This window comes from Vibrio iocasae, from assembly GCF_042245395.1.
Lineage (GTDB): Bacteria > Pseudomonadota > Gammaproteobacteria > Enterobacterales > Vibrionaceae > Vibrio > Vibrio iocasae.
In genome coordinates, this window is sequence record NZ_CP145311.1 from 1,034,437 (window position 1) to 1,050,593 (window position 16,157).

Below are 16,157 nucleotides of genomic sequence, written 5' to 3' on the forward strand. Positions count from 1 at the left end.
TGTTAATAGGAAACGTTAATGGAAAACCTGACTACTAAAGTGCAACCATTTGCCATGGCTCATCGCTTTAGAAAATGATGATTTATCCAGTTTTATCAACGTTTCATGATCACCACCTTCAAGATAGACCTCGTCAAGCTCCGTCAAGGATTCTTCGCATATCATAGACATGTGATATGGCGTGCCAATTGGTGGTACAGCACCGTGCTCACAATCATCGAAAAGAGTATAAACATCGTGCTCTTTTACCAGGTGATAATCTGATCTCAGCTTCATATTCAGTACAGAGAAACTAATCTTTGAATCAGCAGGAAGAACTGCGAGTAGATGCCTGCCCTCGTGATCTTCAAGGACGATACCTTTGGCAACATTCATCTTAGGGACATGTGCTCTGACTGCGCTATGGAGTGAACTCTGGCTATGATCATGGCTCAGAGTCTGGAACGGGATTTGGTTCTCGTTCAGGTAGTGTTCTATACGTGTTGCGATGGTCATAATAACCTCCGTGTCATGCTCTTGTGCTCAGATGAGCCATAAGCTTTATACACCTGAGTATATAAAGTATAGAAGAGGAACGGAGGTATCAGTATCTCAGCTCAGTTTTAATTGAACTCATGGGTGTAAGATATGCCTATACGATATTCGGGTTCATCAATATAGGTGTTGTTGTCCATGGCATAGCTGGATATGTTGAAGGAGTTATACTCGTTGAAAGTGTAACTTGCACCCAACCCGGCCCATACACCCTGATAGTTTTTGCCTTCGTCATTTTCAGAGCCATAAGATGTGCCCATGAACGTCATTGCTGTCCACTTTTCTGTCAAAGGCCTTAAAGCGAAGATGCCGACATAACCACCATGATTCGTGTTGTTGATCGTCTGGAAACCATTTTCCGGGGATGGTGAACCGCTAAATCCTGGCTGATTACAGTTGGCATTTGTATTCCCACTATCACAAACAGGTGTGTCGCCGTCGTTGTAGTTGTAGCCCGCCATTGGGAATATTTGGAAGCCAGCTGGTTCGATTCCGAAATAGCTTAATGGGACGAAGGTGCCAACGCTGTAGTTGGTTTGAGTTGCTCCGTTAGCATACTCGTTCTTGCCAAAATTAAAGTTGATGATACCTATCGGGAATAGCCAAGATCCCCCAATACGCCATTCAGAACCGTCACTATTCACCTTAGCGTTGATTTTTCTGGCATCGTCGAGTGCTAATGAACCCGAAATAGAGGCACTACTGTCATCGAAGTCATAGCTATCGCTGTAGCTAAAACCAATTTTAGTTACTACCTTGGTTGGATCGTCTGCCAGCTTCTCATCGTTGCTTTTTACAGCATGTTTGTCGCTTTGGCTTGGTTCCGCTTGCTGGTCTGTTCCTGCAGCGTGTGCAGTCAGTGCAAGCATGCTGAAGATAATAGTAATTGGTCTCTTCATTCTCATTATTTCTGGTAAAAATCAGGATGGAGAGACTAGTACTTTAGAATCCTCTAATTGTTAGCTTTAGGTGATTTTTTAGAATATATAGATTTTTATCTAAATCTCAGGCTATTAAAAAAGCATCGCCCCAAAGATAAGTGGACGATGCTTTTTAGGGTGTTTGATTCGTAAATTATTCCTACCAATCAATGCCTTTTCTTGCTTTTAAACCAGATTCAAAGGCGTGTTTTACATTCTTCACCTCTGAAACAGTATCAGCAAGATCGGTGATTGAACGGTGTGCACCACGACCTGTGATAATAACGGATTGCTCTGCAGGTCGATTCTGTAACGCTTCCAACACCTCGTCTAACTCAATGTATCCATAGCTCACCATGTAAGTGAGTTCATCAAAAAGCACAACCTCAATAGAATCGTCTTTGAGCATTCTTTGGCACTCTTTCCAGACTTCCTGCGCGGCAGCGGTATCTTTTGCTCGGTCCTGAGTTTCCCATGTAAAACCCGTTGCCATGACCTGAAACTCAACACCCAGTTTCTCAAGCAGATTCTTCTCACCGTTATCCCAGGTACCTTTAATAAACTGGGCAACGGCACACTTTTGGCCGTGACCAACTGCCCGGGTAATCATTCCAAATCCAGCGGTAGACTTTCCTTTACCGTTACCTGTGATAACAAGGAGTAACCCTCGCTCTTCTTGAGCGCTTTCTACCTTTTTATCGACTTTTTCTTTCACTTTCTGTTGACGAGCTTTATGTCTGTCATCATTTTTATCCGTTGCTGTCATTGTGTTAGCTCCATGTACTCAAGACCAAGTCTGTTTTTCTCATAATAGTTTAAATATGCTGAAGTAAAAACCATTTAATAATTATGGGGTTGAATAGGTTATTAGATTTGTCTTGCCCAACAAACAACGTCTTCCTATTATTAAGTTAACCACTTACTTCATGGTGTTATTTTCATGACTGACCAGATTAAAGCGAAGATTTTGATAGTCTGCATGGGCAATATCTGTCGATCGCCAACAGGTGAGGCAGTGTTGCGATCAACCGCTGAACGGATGAACATTCCTGTAGAGGTGGACTCTGCGGGTACGATCGATTTTCACACAGGCGATGCGCCGGATCCTAGAGCTCGTATGGCCGCAGAAAAACGAGGTTACTCTTTTGAAGGCATAAGAGCTCGTCAGGTTAAGGAACGGGACTTTGAGTATTTCGACCTGATATTGGCAGCAGACAGAGACAATCTGGATAAGCTTAGAGCTATGTGTCCGGTCGATCATGTGCATAAAGTGAAGTTGTTCTTAGGACGATATCATCCGGATTATGAAGAGATTCCAGATCCCTATTATGGTGGAGATGAAGGGTTTGAGTTGGTGTTGGATTTAGTTGAAGTGGCCAGCGAAGGTTTACTCAGAAAACTATAGTTCGCTATTCATAGTTCATATAAACGATAAAGGCTCTGCATTTGCAGAGCCTTTACTTATACGCGATTAAGAAAACTTAACCTGCAAGTACGTCAGTTGCGACTTTGTAGCTTGGGTCTTCTTTCACGTTGATTTCTACCAGGCTACCTGCTTTTTCAAGTAGCGTACGGCAATCTGGGCTCAGGTGGCGCAGGTGCAGAGTTTTCCCTTGAGCCGCATAACGCTCAGCCAGAGTCTCAATAGCTTCAATTGCAGAGTGGTCTGCTACGCGAGAGTTCGCGAAGTCTACGATAACATCCTGAGGGTCGTTTGGCGCATCAAACAGTTCAAGGAAGTTTGCTGCTGAACCAAAGAAGATAGGGCCATTAATCTTGTACTCTTTTGAGCCTTCTGCATTCAACTGGCTGCTTGCGTAGATGTGCTTAGCGTGTTGCCATGCAAACATCAGTGCTGATGCGATGACACCAACAACTACAGCGACAGCAAGGTCTGTCATCACAGTGACAACCGTTACCAGTACGATAACGAAAAAGTCTTGTTTTGGTACACGACGAGCCAGCTTAAAGGTTGCCCATTCGAATGTGCCGATAACTACCATGAACATAACGCCAACCAGTGCAGCCAGTGGGATCATTTCGATCAGGCTTGATGCGAACAGGATAAAGAATAGCAGCGCCAGCGCGGCTACAATGCCAGAAAGACGACCACGACCACCAGAGTTCACGTTGATCATCGACTGACCAATCATCGCACAACCACCCATTGCACCGAATACTGAACAGCTCAGGTTCGCGAAACCCTGACCAACACATTCACGGTTAGCTTGTCCGCGCGTATTTGTCATTTCATCAACAACAGTCAGAGTAAGAAGTGATTCGATTAGACCTACTGCAGCAAGGATGACTGCGTATGGAAGAATAATCTGAAGTGTTTCCAGGCTTAGCGGTACTGCAGGTAGTGCAAACGTAGGTAGGTTACCAGCTAACGTTGCCGCTTCGTCACCGGACATGGTACGAAGGAAGTCAACGACAGTACGAGTTTCCAAACCAAGTAGCTGAACTAAAAGTGTTACTGATACGATCGCAACAAGCGATGAAGGTACAGCTGTAGTGAACTTTGGAAGAAAATGAATGATTGCCATAGTCAGCAGGATTAGGCCACCCATGATAGCCATCTGATCCATTGGTAGCCAGGTTAGCACACCATTAATATCCGGAGCTTTGAACTGACCTAGCTGAGCAAGGAAGATAACAATAGCCAGACCATTCACAAATCCGATCATTACCGGGTGTGGCACCATACGAATGAACTTACCAAGTTTGAAGATACCAGCACTTACCTGAAGGATACCTGCTAGCATAACTGCAGCGAATAGGTATTGGACACCATGTTCCATCACAAGGCTAACCATCACAACAGCCATTGCACCTGTTGCACCAGAGATCATTCCTGGGCGACCACCAAAGATAGAGGTGATAAGGCCAACGATAAATGCTGCATATAGGCCAACCATTGGATCAACACCGGCTACAAAGGCAAAAGCAACTGCTTCAGGTACCAATGCTAGCGCAACGGTTAGACCGGATAGAATATCATTCTTGGCAGAATGATTAGAAAACTTAGGAAATTCAAACATTTCGGCTCATTAATTTACAAATAAAACGGGTATCCAATCTCTGTTTTCGTAAAGCCAAAAAGGGAATTAACAGGGCGCTTAAAAAACAATTGTGATCGGAAGCTCAGTAACGAGGCGCATGCTACAGAAAAGTGTGACTGAGTTCAATAATAAGCCGTTTTATTCGAGGCGAGAATTAAAAGAAGAAGGGCAGAAATTGAACTGCCCCTTATTGGATTAGCTCAAAATTACAGGATGAGATTCGCTTGGGTGCTTGATCACTTGAACTGACCACTTATACACCTGGTTAATGGTTTTTTCGGTGAGTGTCTCCCATGGAGTGCCATCTGCAACAAGTTTTCCTTCGTTCAGTATCAACACTCTATCTGCGTACTGAGCTGCCAGGTTCAGATCGTGGATTACTGCTATCACTGATGCGCCAGATTGCGTCAGTTGCTTTGCCAGAGCCAGAGTTCGATGCTGGTGGGACAGATCAAGAGCGGATGTTGGTTCGTCCAGAAGCAGTATTTTGTTTTCTCCGCTCTGCTCTATCTGTGTGAGCACTCTTGATAAATGAACTCGCTGCTTCTCACCACCGGAAAGGGTGGGGTATGACCTCTCTGCCAAATGTTCGATATCATTTGCTTGCATATACTTATCGGCGATCTTGCTAATATCAGAGTGCGAGGCATTCAAGGTTAATCCACCAAGCTCAACCACTTCTCTAACGGTAAAGTTGAAGCTTAGAGAGCTGGACTGCGGTAAGACGCCAAGGTGTTTCGCAATACTCTCAGGTTTCCATGATTCAGAAGGTTGACCAAAGTAATCGACAGCCCCATTTACCTTCCACTCTTTGGTTATCATTTTAAGTAGGCTACTTTTACCAGCACCATTCGGGCCAAGGAGTATCGCTAACTCACCCGCTTTGAACTCGACAGAGACATCGTCAAGAATGACCTTGTTACCCAGTGTTAGGTTCAGGTTTCTTAAAGAAATACTTGGAGGTGTCATTACAATCTCCCTCTCTGTTTTATCAGTAGCCAGATAAAGAATGGTGAACCAATAAGAGCGGTGACAATACCGACAGGCATATCCAACGGAGCGACAACTGTTCGGGCTATCATATCTGCTACCAGTAAAAGCAGAGCGCCGATGATCATTGAAAGAGGTAATAAGGTTCGGTGATTTGGACCACTTATCATACGTCCAAGGTGAGGGACAATCAGTCCAATAAATCCAATGATTCCTGCCAGAGAAACCGTGACACCAACCCCTGCGGCCGTTAGTAAAATCAACCTTCTTTTAAGAGACTGGACATTAATGCCCATATGTTTTGCTTCAGGCTCTCCCAATAACAGGGCGTTTAGTTTGTTGGCATCCCGGTAGAACAAAACAAAGAGAATGGTCAGGCAAACAAAAGCCATCAGAATACCTTGCCAATCACTGCCGGCTAATGAACCCATTGTCCAGAGTGAAAGATCGCGTAGTGCCTGATCGTCAGCGAAGTAATTCATTAACCCAAGACCTGCCCCGGACAGTGCGCCAATGGCAACACCGGCCAACAGCATCATGGAAACGGATGTCCCGGTTTCGGTAGTACCAAGTTTGTACACCAAAATGGTTGTGATGGTGCCCCCAAGAAAAGCGAACAGTGGAACCGTACCAAACAGAAGAAGTACTGGGTATTGCTGAGCCAGGTTGCCAAAAAGTACGATTGCTAATGCTGCTCCTAACGATGCACCAGCGGAAACACCGATGATGCCAGGATCAGCCAGAGGGTTTCTGAACAGGCCTTGCATAACTGCACCACATAGCGCCAAAATTGCACCAACCGCCACAGCAAGCAGTGTACGAGGCAACCGCACTTGCTGGATAATCAACTCGACATGCGGAGCTAATCCCTTATCTGAATAAAACAAATTTGGAATAACAGCTGTAAAGCTGTCTTTAAGTGATATGTCCATCGGCCCGATAGCGACTGAAGTAATGATCGCCAGATAAAGCATAGTAAGGCCAAAAGGTATCAGGAGTTTTACTGATACCCTTCCGGTCTTTTTAAAGTGAGTTGGTTTTGATTCCATTATTTTTGTTTTATACCCAATCAGTTAGCACTGAACTCTTCTGAAAATCTCTTATTTAGTGTGCCGGATAGCTTAATGCTTTCTAATCCAAATCCACCGATTAATGCGGTGCCCGGAACAGGAATGATTCGGCCATTATGACCTGCTGGCGTTTCCATTAGAAGAGGGTACTTCTCTAAAACGCCTTCCTTACCTCCCATTGCATCCCATGTTCTTTGTGCAATAAGCAGGTATTCAGGTTTCATTTCAAGGATAGACTCAACCGAGATAGCTTTGTACGAACTAAACTGTTTATGGGCAGGGTTGTTTCCGCCAGCCAGCTCAATGATTTTGTCTATCGAAGTCTCTGAACCTGCGACACTCATCGGTCTGCCACTATTGATTAGTAGGAACATAACACTAGGAGAAGAAGCCAGTTTTTGACTGTTTAGGCGGTCAATATCCTTTTTCGCTTTAGTTTTTATCTGTTCTGCTTTGTCTTCTGTGTTTGTTATCTTTGCCACTTTATCGATTCGCGCATACAGATCTTCTATATCGTCGCCCGACGAGGTTACTACCACATCAACTTCGCTATTTTTGAGTACAGAAAGAGTCGTATCGGGCCCCATTTCATCTGACCCAATTAAAACTGATGGTTCCAATGCTAACAGACCTTCCGGAGAAAGCTGACGGTGATAACCAACCAAGGGAATATCATCATTTGCAACGTAAGCACGGCTGGTACTGTCTGCTGCGACAAGTTGGTCTCTGGCACCTAAAGCGTAGATGAGCTCTGTGACACTAGAACCTGCGCTGATAATTCGTTCGGCAGCTTGAGCAGAGAAAGCGGAAAATATAAGTGATATTAATAGTGTCGTTTTTTTCATGAAGTGCTGTCTTCCATAATGATGTTAGTAGCGTTGATATTGTTGCTCTGTAAGAAGGCCAGGAGTTTGAGCATTGATTCCACGTTAGCCTCTTTATCTGCAGCAATAACGAGTATTTTCTTAGGGGAGGCCTTTACTTGTTCTAGCAGGGCAGATGAAAACTTGTCCCAGTTAGTAAAGGTGTTTCCTTCGATAGACCAATGAGGTTCGGTCGCCAGAATACCTACACTGATCACTGCTTTTTCTGGAGTAGATAAAACATCGCTCTCTTTAGTTTGAGGGATTTGAATATCCATGGTTTTCACACTGATGTTGGTGGTGAGCAGCAGAAAAACCATGACGATAAAAATCAAATCCAGAAGAGGAGTCAGATCCGGCATGATTGAGCCAGAGGAGCGACGAGCGCTTTGGCCGGAACGGATCATATCGCAGTTGCCTCTGAGCCATTGTCACAAACACCACTCGGTGCGCGTTTGCATTTCACCTGAGAAGGTTTGCTGTCAAAAGTGATACCTTCTAGATATAAGTTGCAGTGATTGAGTGCATGTTCAATTTTGCCGATAGAGCGGTCTGCCCAAATTTGCAAAATATGGGAACCAGAGATTGCGGGCAGGGCGATTATCAGTCCTGCCGCGGTAGTGGACATTGCAAGGCCAAGACCACTTGCGAGGTCTGATGGTGCAATAGCACCAGAAGTATGAGCCAGACCTTTAAACATTTCGATCAAGCCAAGTACCGTTCCCAACAATCCAACCAATGGGCTAATAACGCCAATAATGGTAAGAAACCTTAGTCCCGAGCTATATTGTTGACGCTTTTTTTCAAGCCATACGCTGACGGTGTCTTCTCTAAGGCTTTTTTCAAAATGGCGATGATTCAACAGCATGGTAACCCCTTGTGCCAGGGTGTTTTTTTGGCGGCTTTGTCGTTGAAGTAACTCATCAAACGCCTGTTTATTGTTTAGGTCGATACTATAGAGGTGGCTGATAAGCTTCCGGCTATTGGTCTTGGTATTGATTAGCAGATAGAAGCAGCGCTCTAAAATGATCAACATTGCCAAAAGCGACATGGTAGTAAGCGGCCAGGTCATAATGCCCAACTGAGAATGGATCACCGAAAAAGTTTGCATGTTTTAATCCAGTTTGAAATTTACAGGTATTCGTACTCGGTGACTCACAGTGTGGCCACCTTCTGTATAGGAATTGAATTTCCATTTGGCTACAGAGGCCAAAGCGGTTTTGTCCAACATTTCATGCCCTGATGAAGTGTGGATAATCTGTCGTGTCTGAAGTCCTGACTCATCTATCCAGACCTCTATAATTACCTTGCCTTCATATCCGCGTTTTTTTGCCATTCTTGGGTAGCGAATAGGAGTAGGTTTTGCTGTAAAGCTCGGCTTTTTGAGCAGCTTTGGCTGACTTGATTTTGCTTGCGCTACTTCAGGTTGTGTTGCCTTTTTTTGTGTTGTTTGTTGGGAAGTTGCCTGAACGACTTTTTCTTCGGTTTTTTTTTCGGTGGTTGTCTTAGGCTTTACCTTTGGTGGCTGTTTCATTTTTACCTGTTCCGGCTGCTTCGGTGCGCCTTGTTCAACGGGTTTTTTAGCTAGAGTATTTGTGGCTTTTTCTTTTTTGACCAACTTTTTAGGTGCTGGCTTTTTGATTGTTTTCTTAACTGGTTTTGGTGTTGCTTGCGGTTCTGGTTGAACTTCAGGTTGTGGTTTGGCCGTTTTTACCTGTTCGGGTTTTTTAGATGTTTTTTCTTTCTTAACAGGCTCAGGTTTAGAGGCCGAAACAAATTGAATATTCACGGATGACCCCGATCGTTCCGTACTGATACTAAGTGGTTTTTGCGCAGGCATAGCCGACACTACAAAGCCATGTAGTGCGATGGAAATGGCTGCAAATATGGTGTATCGCGTCGCGTTCAATGCCGTACCTCAAACTTTGATAAGAGACAGTTAATTCGTGTTTCTGTTTTTACTTTTTGCGGAATTTAGCATGAAAGATAATGCGAATACAAATGATAATGCATATCATTTGACATTAAATGTAATAAATGAGTAAACTCTCAAAACCTTAAATCATGGGGCCTGCAGAGCTATTGTTAACATTAATGAAAAATAAGCTAAATATAGATTGGAGTGATACGTCTGTGGTTGGTGTCTCTACACCGGATCCACTTCGGTACGCTTTTGACAGGAAAGGTTCGGCACATGCTGGGGGTATGAGTAGGCCGTTAGCAGCAGAAAACACGCAAGATGCTCTGTATGCCGTTTTAGGTGATAGTAATATCAATAGGGGGCCGAGATGTCTCTATGTACACATACCTTTTTGCCGTGTCAGATGTACTTATTGTAACTTTTTTCAGAATGCTTCAAGCAGCTCACTTATTGATGATTACTTTTCTGCTTTGATGGATGAAATTGAGTGGAAGTCCAAATTTAAATGGTCACAAGCAGCACCATTTCAGGCGGTTTATATTGGCGGAGGTACCCCGACCGATCTCTCTGCCACTCAGTTGAGAATATTGGGACAAAAATTAAGAGAGGCTTTCCCGCTAACGCCAGATTGTGAGATTACTCTGGAAGGTCGATTAAATCGTTTTGATGATGAGAAATTTGAAGGTGCTCTTGAAGGAGGGTTCAATCGCTTTTCATTTGGTGTTCAAAGTTTTGATACGAAAGTTCGCCGTGCAGCTAAACGTCTTGATGACAGAGAATATGTACAGGAAAGACTTTCGCGCCTTGTCAGCTATAACGCTGCTCCTATTGTTCTCGATCTGTTGTTTGGACTTCCGTACCAGACGCTTGAGGTATGGGAGGACGATTTGCAATGTTATCTGGAGTCAGGTGCTGACGGTGTGGACTTGTATCAGCTTATCGAGATGAAAGGTCTTCCGATGGAAACCATGGTCGAGCAGGGTAGATTACCTATGCCAGCGGACACGCAGATGAAGGCAGCCATGTATGAAATGGGCGTTAAGTTTATGGATACACACTTTCAGAGAAGGTTAAGTGTGAACCATTGGGCTTCAGGTAATAGAGAACGAAGTATTTATAACTCTTTAGCTAAAACCACAGCGGAGGTGTTGCCATTAGGCTCTGGAGCGGGTGGCAACGTCGGTGGTTTGCAGATGATGCACCATAGAAAGCTAGATACCTATATAGAATCAATCAAAAAGAGAGAGTTTCCCGTTGGGATGGTATTCAAGAGTGCGGCTTCTAAAGAGAGTAGCGCGGCTATTAAATGGAGTTTTGATAAGGGTGTTATTTCTAAGCGATATTTCCAACACAAGCTGGGCTACGACCTATTTTCAATCGCTATCCCCTTGTTTAAAGCCTGGCAGAAAAATGGGCTTGTCGAACTAGAACCGGACTATGCCAGCCTTACTTTAGCTGGTCAGTTCTGGGCGGTGAATCTTGCCCAGATTTTAATAAGACTAATTGAAGAACATAAAGAAAATATGCAAGCAGCATAAGGAGAAAATAAAGAATGTACTCAACTCGTTCTTTTGAAGAAACAGCAAAACTAGTAGAGAACTTTGTCGCTGGTGACCCGAATCAGGCACTTTCTGAAATGGCAAAGACGTTGGAAATGACTGAAGGTGAAGTGACGTTAGCATTACCAGAAACTATGGTTAAAAGAGTAGCTGGTGAAAATACTGAATCAATATTAACGCTACTTCCTGACTGGGGAAAGGTAACTACAATTATTAACTCATTTGGTTCGATTTTCGAAGCTAAGGCGCCATTCCCAAAAGGTAAGAACGCAAGAGGTTACTACAATCTCATGGGTGGAAAAGAGGGTGAACTTCATGGCCACCTAAAATTAGATTTGATTTCAGATATCGCATTTGTCAGTAAGCCATTTATGGGAATGGAAAGCTACTACATAGGTTTTTACGACAGTCGTGGTGGTTGTGTGTTTAAGGTTTACTTGGGAAGAGATAAAAAACGCCAGCTTTTGCCTGAACAGGTGGCGCGATTTAACGAATTAAAAGGATCTTTAGTTTGATGGATACTAAACAAGAAAGACTACAAAACCGTATTGGTCCAGAAGTGGCGGAGTTCAGAGAAACTCAGAAGACACTACAGCTGGCCACTATTACACCTTCTGGTGTTCCGCATGTCAGTTATAGTCCATTTGTTTACTTACCGGATGGCTACTACATATTGGTGAGCGATATTGCTCAGCATGGTCAGAATTTACATAACAACAAAAACATCTCAATTATGATGATTGAAGATGAACAAGATGCAAAAAGCATCTATGCACGGAAGAGATTGAGCTTTGACGCTCAGGCAAATCATATCGAAAGGGAGTCAGAGGTTTGGACCAATGCGGTTAAAGCCCTTGAAGGACGTTTTGGTGAGATTGTCAGCAATTTGAGTAATCTGGGAGATTTCAATCTATATCGCTTGGTCCCTGAACAAGGACGCTTTGTTAAAGGTTTTGGTAAAGCGTTTGAAGTGTCAGGTAGCGATATGGTTGATTTCGTACACCTGAATGAAGGCCATAAGAGCATTAATAAACAGGCCTCTTAAATAAACTCTATGTAATGCACATGCAACAGCAGGTGGCTTAGCTATCTGCTGAGGGCTTTGTGCGCCTAAAAAATGGAAAAATGATGTTTAAAGTAACAAAACTCGCAGCAGCAATAGGTGCTGCAATGGTACTTCCAGCAGTGGTTCAGGCGGAAGAATCTTATACTTTTGATGAAGTGGTTGTCTCTTCCACACGCTCTCAAAAAACCATAGAAGACACTGCAGCTTCGGTTCAGGTAGTGACCGATCAGGAGCTTGAAGAAAACCTTGCTCAGAATGTTAGTGATGTATTTGATTACATGCCAGGAGTGACCGTTCAAAGTGACTCAAGGCAAGGTATTCAGGGAATCAACATTCGAGGCATGGAAGGGAACCGAATTAAAATACTGGTAGACGGTGTTTCACAGCCAAATCAATTTGAAAACAATTACTCCTTTATTAATTCAGGCCGTGTGGATCTAGATGTTGATATGCTGAAATCAGTTGAGGTGGTGAAAGGTGCAGCCTCATCACTTCAGGGTAGTGATGCTGTCGGTGGGATTGTCGCGTTTCAAACCAAAGATCCGGCAGACTTTATCAAAGACGGTAAGACCTTTGGTGGTCATGTTAAGCTGGGTTACTCGTCTGCAGATAACTCTTTCAAAGAGTCCGTCGCCATTGCAAACCGTGTAGGAAAGTTAGAGACCTTGGTAGCCTATACGCGTCAGGATGGAGAGGAAGTAGATAATTTTGGTGAGCAATACGATCAGGATAGCTCAGCAGATAACATACTTGTGAAATTGCAGTATCAGGCGAATGAAGATCACCGTATTGAGTTTACGGGTGAGTACGTTACAAAAAACGTAGAGTCAGATCTGACAAACAGCCCGTCAAACTCTAGTAACTCTTATAATCCTTACCTGGGTGATGATACATCTGATAAAACTCGCCTGGGGATTAAGCATATCTGGTTTGCTGATACCACAGCGTTCGATACCTTGACCTGGCAGTTTGACTATCTTGCTAAGGAAGAAAACGGCATTACAAACCGCACAAAAATGTCTAACGGAAATGTTCAGAAGAAAGATTATATCTACGAAGATAAGGGCTATCAGGCTGACATTCAGCTCGAAAAGAATCTGACTATTGGTTCTGCTGATCACTTTATTGTGTATGGTGCATCTTTCTCTGCAAAGGATATCGAAAACGTCAACAAAGAGTACAACTCTGTCGGTAGCGACACTGTGGTGTTCTATATGCCGGACGCTTCAGAGCAGAGATACGGTGCGTTTGTTCAGGATGAAATAAGCTTTGGTCGCTGGATCGTTACCCCCGGCCTGAGATTTGACTCATATAAAACTGATCCTGGAAATCAGATCCCTTCAGGAAATACAGGTGGTTTCGATAAGGATTCATACTCTAAGTACTCAGACTCTGCGGTCACTGGTCGCTTGGGTACAATGTATGCAATCAATAACGAACACAAGATATTTGGACAGATCAGTCAGGGCTTCAGAGCACCTGATTTCCAGGAACTGTTCTACTCCTTTTCAAACCCTGGACACGGTTATACTTCAGTACCTAACGCGGATTTGAAAGCTGAAGAAAGTATTTCTTATGAACTTGGCTGGCGCCACAACACCGATACTTCATCAACGGAACTGGCGGTTTTCTATAGCGACTACGATAACTTTATTGATCGAGTTGGTAAGAGAAACTCTAATACAGGTCTTCTTGAGTACTCGTACCAAAACGTTGATGAGGCTGTTATTAAAGGTATTGAACTTGCCAACACCTATTACTGGGACAATATCGCAGAGGGTTTGAGTTCCAGAGTGGCGGCTGCTTACACCGAAGGTGAAGATGGTGATAACAAACCTCTTAACTCAGTGAATCCATGGAATGCTGTATTTGGTGTTTCTTACGATGCTCCCGTTGGGAACTGGGGTACATCGCTGAAAGTGGCTTATACCGCAGCTAAGAAAGAGAGCGATATTACACCGAGCCAGGATTTTTCAGGCAATGACAACCCGGTGTTTGCACCTGATAGCTCAACGGTTGTGGACTTGACGGCTTACTATATTCCGATGGAAGACCTGACATTGCGTGCAGGTGTCTTCAACCTGACGGATGAAGAGTACTACAACTGGAATGACGTAAGAAGCCTGCAAAAAGAAGATAAATTCTATACTCAGGCAGGACGAAATTTCGCAATTACCGCGAAATATGAGTTTTAATTAAATCAATTGATTAATTGATAAATGCGCCATAGCCTACTATTAGGTTATGGCGTTTATTTATGTGAGATATATGTGAACAACGATCAAATAAAAATAAATAAGAGTTGGCTTCTAAGGGAGGCCAAAAAACATAAAAGCAAACTGATTTTCGCGAATACAATCGCGGTCTTAGCGGCTGTTATAGCCGTACCCATTCCCTTACTTATGCCAGTGCTGGTGGATGAGGTGTTGTTAGGACAACCTGCTGGTGGTTTGGATATTCTTGGGCAATTACTCCCAGAGAGTTTACATACCAATCATGGCTATATTGGTTTGGTCCTGTTTTTGGTCATCTTCATGCGCCTTGCCAGTCAGGCATTAAATATATTGCAGACTCGGCAATTTACTCTGGTTTCTAAAACACTCACTTGTTTTCTTCGTAAACAGTTACTGGATAAGCTGGGAAGAATCAGTATGCGCCAATATGAAGAGCGCGGGAGTGGGGGATTAACATCTCATCTTGTTACCGACATTGAAACCATCGACAGTTTTATTGGCTCAACACTGAGCAAGTTCGTTGTCAGCTTGTTAAGTACTGTTGGTGTTGCGTTGGTTCTGTTTTGGCTCGATTGGCGTTTAGCCTTGTTTATTATCCTTTTAAACCCAGTCATTATTTATTTGTCCAGAAAAATGGGGCAGAAGGTAAAAGTACTTAAAAAGCATGAAAACCAGTCTTTTGAGCGTTTTCAGCAAAGATTGGTAGAGACTTTAGACGGGTTGTATCAGTTACGTGCCTCTAACCGGGAGCAAGAGTACTTAAAGCGACTTAAAAATGATGCTGACGCAATTAGAAAGGATGCTGATAGCTATGCATGGCAGTCAGATGCAGCGAATCGTCTCTCTTTTTCTCTGTTTCTTGTTGGCTTCGAAATTTTCCGAGCCGTTGCCATGGTAATGGTTCTTTGGGGCGATCTGACGGTAGGGCAGATAATCGCGGTATTCGGTTACCTGTGGTTTATGCTTGGTCCTATTCAGGAGCTGTTAAGTATTCAATATGCTTGGTTTAGTGCATCTGCTGCAATGACCCGTCTGAATAATATTTTGGCACTGGAAGAAGAGTACAGGCCAGTAGCTAAGGTTAATCCTTTCAATCAGGACGCTGCGATTGATGTCAGCTTTAGGGATGTTTCCTTTTCATATGACGATGAAAAACAGGTACTGGAAAACCTGAACCTGGAAATCCCGAAAGGCAAAAGAGTTGCACTGGTAGGCGCCTCCGGTGGAGGTAAGTCCACACTAATTCAGATATTGCTAGGTATTTACCAGAAGAACAGTGGCGATATCTTTATTAACGGCCACCCAATTGAACAGGTGAGTTATGAAGCGTTAAGAAAGCGGATGGCAGTGGTGCTTCAGCAGCCAATGATTTTTAACGACACATTGAGGCAGAACCTGACCTTAGGGGACGAAATTGATGATGTTCGATTGTGGCATGCTCTTGAAGTTGCTCAGCTCAAAACTTTTGTAGAAGAGCAACCGTCAGGTTTAGAAACAGAGCTAGGCAGGCAGGGCATCCGATTGTCTGGTGGTCAGCGACAAAGACTGGCAATAGCTAGAATGGTTTTGGCAAACCCTGAGCTGGTTATATTGGATGAGGCGACCTCAGCTTTGGATACATCAACAGAAGCGGCATTGCACTCGGCACTTACAGAGTTCTTAAAAGACAGAACAACCTTGATTGTGGCTCACCGTTTATCCGCAGTTAAACAAGCTGATCTGATTTATGTTCTTGAAGATGGCAAGGTGATTCAGACTGGGCAGCACCATGAGTTAGTCAATGCTCCAGGTTTGTATCAGACATTGTATGGGACTTTACAGGCAGGGTGATTGTACGCAAAGGCTAACAGGATATGGTTCCACAAACCGCTGAACACATCCCTGTTCGCTTAAACAAGGGCATCCATGCCCTTGTATGTTTGTTCCACCATAGCCAGT

The 16,157-nt window shown here is 43.7% G+C and carries 16 protein-coding genes; 6 read left to right on the top strand and 10 right to left on the bottom strand.

What is annotated here, in order from left to right:
• Positions 1-15: 15 nt before the first annotated feature.
• The 3 genes from SNR28_RS14455 to cobO all read right to left on the bottom strand — a co-directional run bounded on the left by SNR28_RS14455 (position 16) and on the right by cobO (position 2,220).
• Positions 16-495 (bottom strand): aminoacyl-tRNA deacylase, encoded by a 480-nt coding sequence (locus SNR28_RS14455; protein WP_375753340.1) that lies wholly within the window; start codon positions 493-495, stop codon positions 16-18.
• 107 nt (positions 496-602) lie between these two features.
• Positions 603-1,433: a hypothetical protein gene (locus SNR28_RS14460; RefSeq protein ID WP_375753341.1), complete on the bottom strand. Its 831-nt coding sequence runs from the start codon at positions 1,431-1,433 to the stop codon at positions 603-605.
• A gap of 181 nt (positions 1,434-1,614) precedes the next feature.
• A complete protein-coding gene (cobO, locus tag SNR28_RS14465; protein ID WP_375753342.1) occupies positions 1,615-2,220 on the bottom strand; it encodes a cob(I)yrinic acid a,c-diamide adenosyltransferase in 606 nt (201 codons plus the stop codon).
• A gap of 174 nt (positions 2,221-2,394) precedes the next feature.
• On the opposite strand from cobO, the gene SNR28_RS14470 reads away from it, so the two are divergent.
• Positions 2,395-2,859: a low molecular weight protein-tyrosine-phosphatase gene (locus SNR28_RS14470; protein ID WP_375753343.1), complete on the top strand. Its 465-nt coding sequence runs from the start codon at positions 2,395-2,397 to the stop codon at positions 2,857-2,859.
• 76 nt (positions 2,860-2,935) lie between these two features.
• On the opposite strand, the gene SNR28_RS14475 is transcribed toward SNR28_RS14470, so the two are convergent.
• The 7 genes from SNR28_RS14475 to SNR28_RS14505 all read right to left on the bottom strand — a co-directional run bounded on the left by SNR28_RS14475 (position 2,936) and on the right by SNR28_RS14505 (position 9,228).
• Positions 2,936-4,495, bottom strand: coding sequence for a SulP family inorganic anion transporter (locus SNR28_RS14475; protein ID WP_375753344.1), 1,560 nt, complete (start codon positions 4,493-4,495; stop codon positions 2,936-2,938).
• A 216-nt stretch (positions 4,496-4,711) separates the two neighbouring features.
• Complete coding sequence (locus SNR28_RS14480) at positions 4,712-5,485, bottom strand: heme ABC transporter ATP-binding protein (protein WP_375753345.1); 774 nt, start codon at positions 5,483-5,485, stop codon at positions 4,712-4,714.
• Positions 5,485-6,480 (bottom strand): FecCD family ABC transporter permease, encoded by a 996-nt coding sequence (locus SNR28_RS14485; protein ID WP_375754087.1) that lies wholly within the window; start codon positions 6,478-6,480, stop codon positions 5,485-5,487. Before SNR28_RS14485 ends, SNR28_RS14480 begins: the two co-directional genes overlap by 1 nt.
• 95 nt (positions 6,481-6,575) lie before the next feature.
• Positions 6,576-7,421 carry a hemin ABC transporter substrate-binding protein gene (locus SNR28_RS14490; RefSeq protein WP_375753346.1) on the bottom strand — a complete coding sequence of 282 codons (846 nt, stop codon included), beginning with the start codon at positions 7,419-7,421 and terminating at the stop codon, positions 6,576-6,578.
• Positions 7,418-7,846: an ExbD/TolR family protein gene (locus SNR28_RS14495; RefSeq protein WP_375753347.1), complete on the bottom strand. Its 429-nt coding sequence runs from the start codon at positions 7,844-7,846 to the stop codon at positions 7,418-7,420. Before SNR28_RS14495 ends, SNR28_RS14490 begins: the two co-directional genes overlap by 4 nt.
• Positions 7,843-8,550, bottom strand: a complete 708-nt coding sequence (locus SNR28_RS14500; protein ID WP_375753348.1) for a MotA/TolQ/ExbB proton channel family protein — start codon at positions 8,548-8,550, stop codon at positions 7,843-7,845. The genes SNR28_RS14495 and SNR28_RS14500 overlap by 4 nt, the downstream gene beginning before the upstream one ends.
• Before the next feature lie 3 nt (positions 8,551-8,553).
• The gene (locus tag SNR28_RS14505; RefSeq protein WP_375753349.1) at positions 8,554-9,228 is read right to left on the bottom strand and encodes a TonB family protein; all 675 of its coding nucleotides are present in this window, start codon (positions 9,226-9,228) and stop codon (positions 8,554-8,556) included.
• 305 nt (positions 9,229-9,533) lie between these two features.
• Here SNR28_RS14505 and hutW point away from each other — a divergent pair, with 305 nt between their 5' ends.
• The 5 genes from hutW (at position 9,534) to SNR28_RS14530 (ending at position 16,049) form a co-directional block, all read left to right on the top strand.
• A complete protein-coding gene (hutW, locus tag SNR28_RS14510; RefSeq protein ID WP_375753351.1) occupies positions 9,534-10,898 on the top strand; it encodes a heme anaerobic degradation radical SAM methyltransferase ChuW/HutW in 1,365 nt (454 codons plus the stop codon).
• Positions 10,899-10,912: 14 nt separating this feature from the next.
• Positions 10,913-11,434, top strand: a complete 522-nt coding sequence (gene hutX / locus SNR28_RS14515; RefSeq protein ID WP_375753352.1) for a heme utilization cystosolic carrier protein HutX — start codon at positions 10,913-10,915, stop codon at positions 11,432-11,434.
• A complete protein-coding gene (hutZ, locus tag SNR28_RS14520; protein WP_375753354.1) occupies positions 11,434-11,964 on the top strand; it encodes a heme utilization protein HutZ in 531 nt (176 codons plus the stop codon). Before hutX ends, hutZ begins: the two co-directional genes overlap by 1 nt.
• A gap of 83 nt (positions 11,965-12,047) precedes the next feature.
• The gene (locus SNR28_RS14525) at positions 12,048-14,180 is read left to right on the top strand and encodes a TonB-dependent hemoglobin/transferrin/lactoferrin family receptor (protein WP_375754088.1); all 2,133 of its coding nucleotides are present in this window, start codon (positions 12,048-12,050) and stop codon (positions 14,178-14,180) included.
• A gap of 75 nt (positions 14,181-14,255) precedes the next feature.
• Entirely contained in the window at positions 14,256-16,049 is a 1,794-nt protein-coding gene (locus tag SNR28_RS14530) for an ABC transporter ATP-binding protein (protein WP_375753355.1), read from the top strand.
• The last annotated feature ends 108 nt before the right edge of the window (positions 16,050-16,157 follow it).

Coding starts and splice junctions, on each gene's coding strand:
- SNR28_RS14455 (WP_375753340.1), bottom strand. CDS start 495: ATGACCATCGCAACACGTATAGAACACTACCTGAACGAGAACCAAATC.
- SNR28_RS14525 (WP_375754088.1), top strand. CDS start 12,048: ATGTTTAAAGTAACAAAACTCGCAGCAGCAATAGGTGCTGCAATGGTA.
- SNR28_RS14490 (WP_375753346.1), bottom strand. CDS start 7,421: ATGAAAAAAACGACACTATTAATATCACTTATATTTTCCGCTTTCTCT.
- SNR28_RS14485 (WP_375754087.1), bottom strand. CDS start 6,480: ATGCTTTATCTGGCGATCATTACTTCAGTCGCTATCGGGCCGATGGAC.
- hutW (WP_375753351.1), top strand. CDS start 9,534: ATGAAAAATAAGCTAAATATAGATTGGAGTGATACGTCTGTGGTTGGT.
- SNR28_RS14475 (WP_375753344.1), bottom strand. CDS start 4,495: ATGTTTGAATTTCCTAAGTTTTCTAATCATTCTGCCAAGAATGATATT.
- SNR28_RS14480 (WP_375753345.1), bottom strand. CDS start 5,485: ATGACACCTCCAAGTATTTCTTTAAGAAACCTGAACCTAACACTGGGT.
- hutX (WP_375753352.1), top strand. CDS start 10,913: ATGTACTCAACTCGTTCTTTTGAAGAAACAGCAAAACTAGTAGAGAAC.
- SNR28_RS14500 (WP_375753348.1), bottom strand. CDS start 8,550: ATGCAAACTTTTTCGGTGATCCATTCTCAGTTGGGCATTATGACCTGG.
- SNR28_RS14495 (WP_375753347.1), bottom strand. CDS start 7,846: ATGATCCGTTCCGGCCAAAGCGCTCGTCGCTCCTCTGGCTCAATCATG.
- SNR28_RS14470 (WP_375753343.1), top strand. CDS start 2,395: ATGACTGACCAGATTAAAGCGAAGATTTTGATAGTCTGCATGGGCAAT.
- hutZ (WP_375753354.1), top strand. CDS start 11,434: ATGGATACTAAACAAGAAAGACTACAAAACCGTATTGGTCCAGAAGTG.
- cobO (WP_375753342.1), bottom strand. CDS start 2,220: ATGACAGCAACGGATAAAAATGATGACAGACATAAAGCTCGTCAACAG.
- SNR28_RS14460 (WP_375753341.1), bottom strand. CDS start 1,433: ATGAAGAGACCAATTACTATTATCTTCAGCATGCTTGCACTGACTGCA.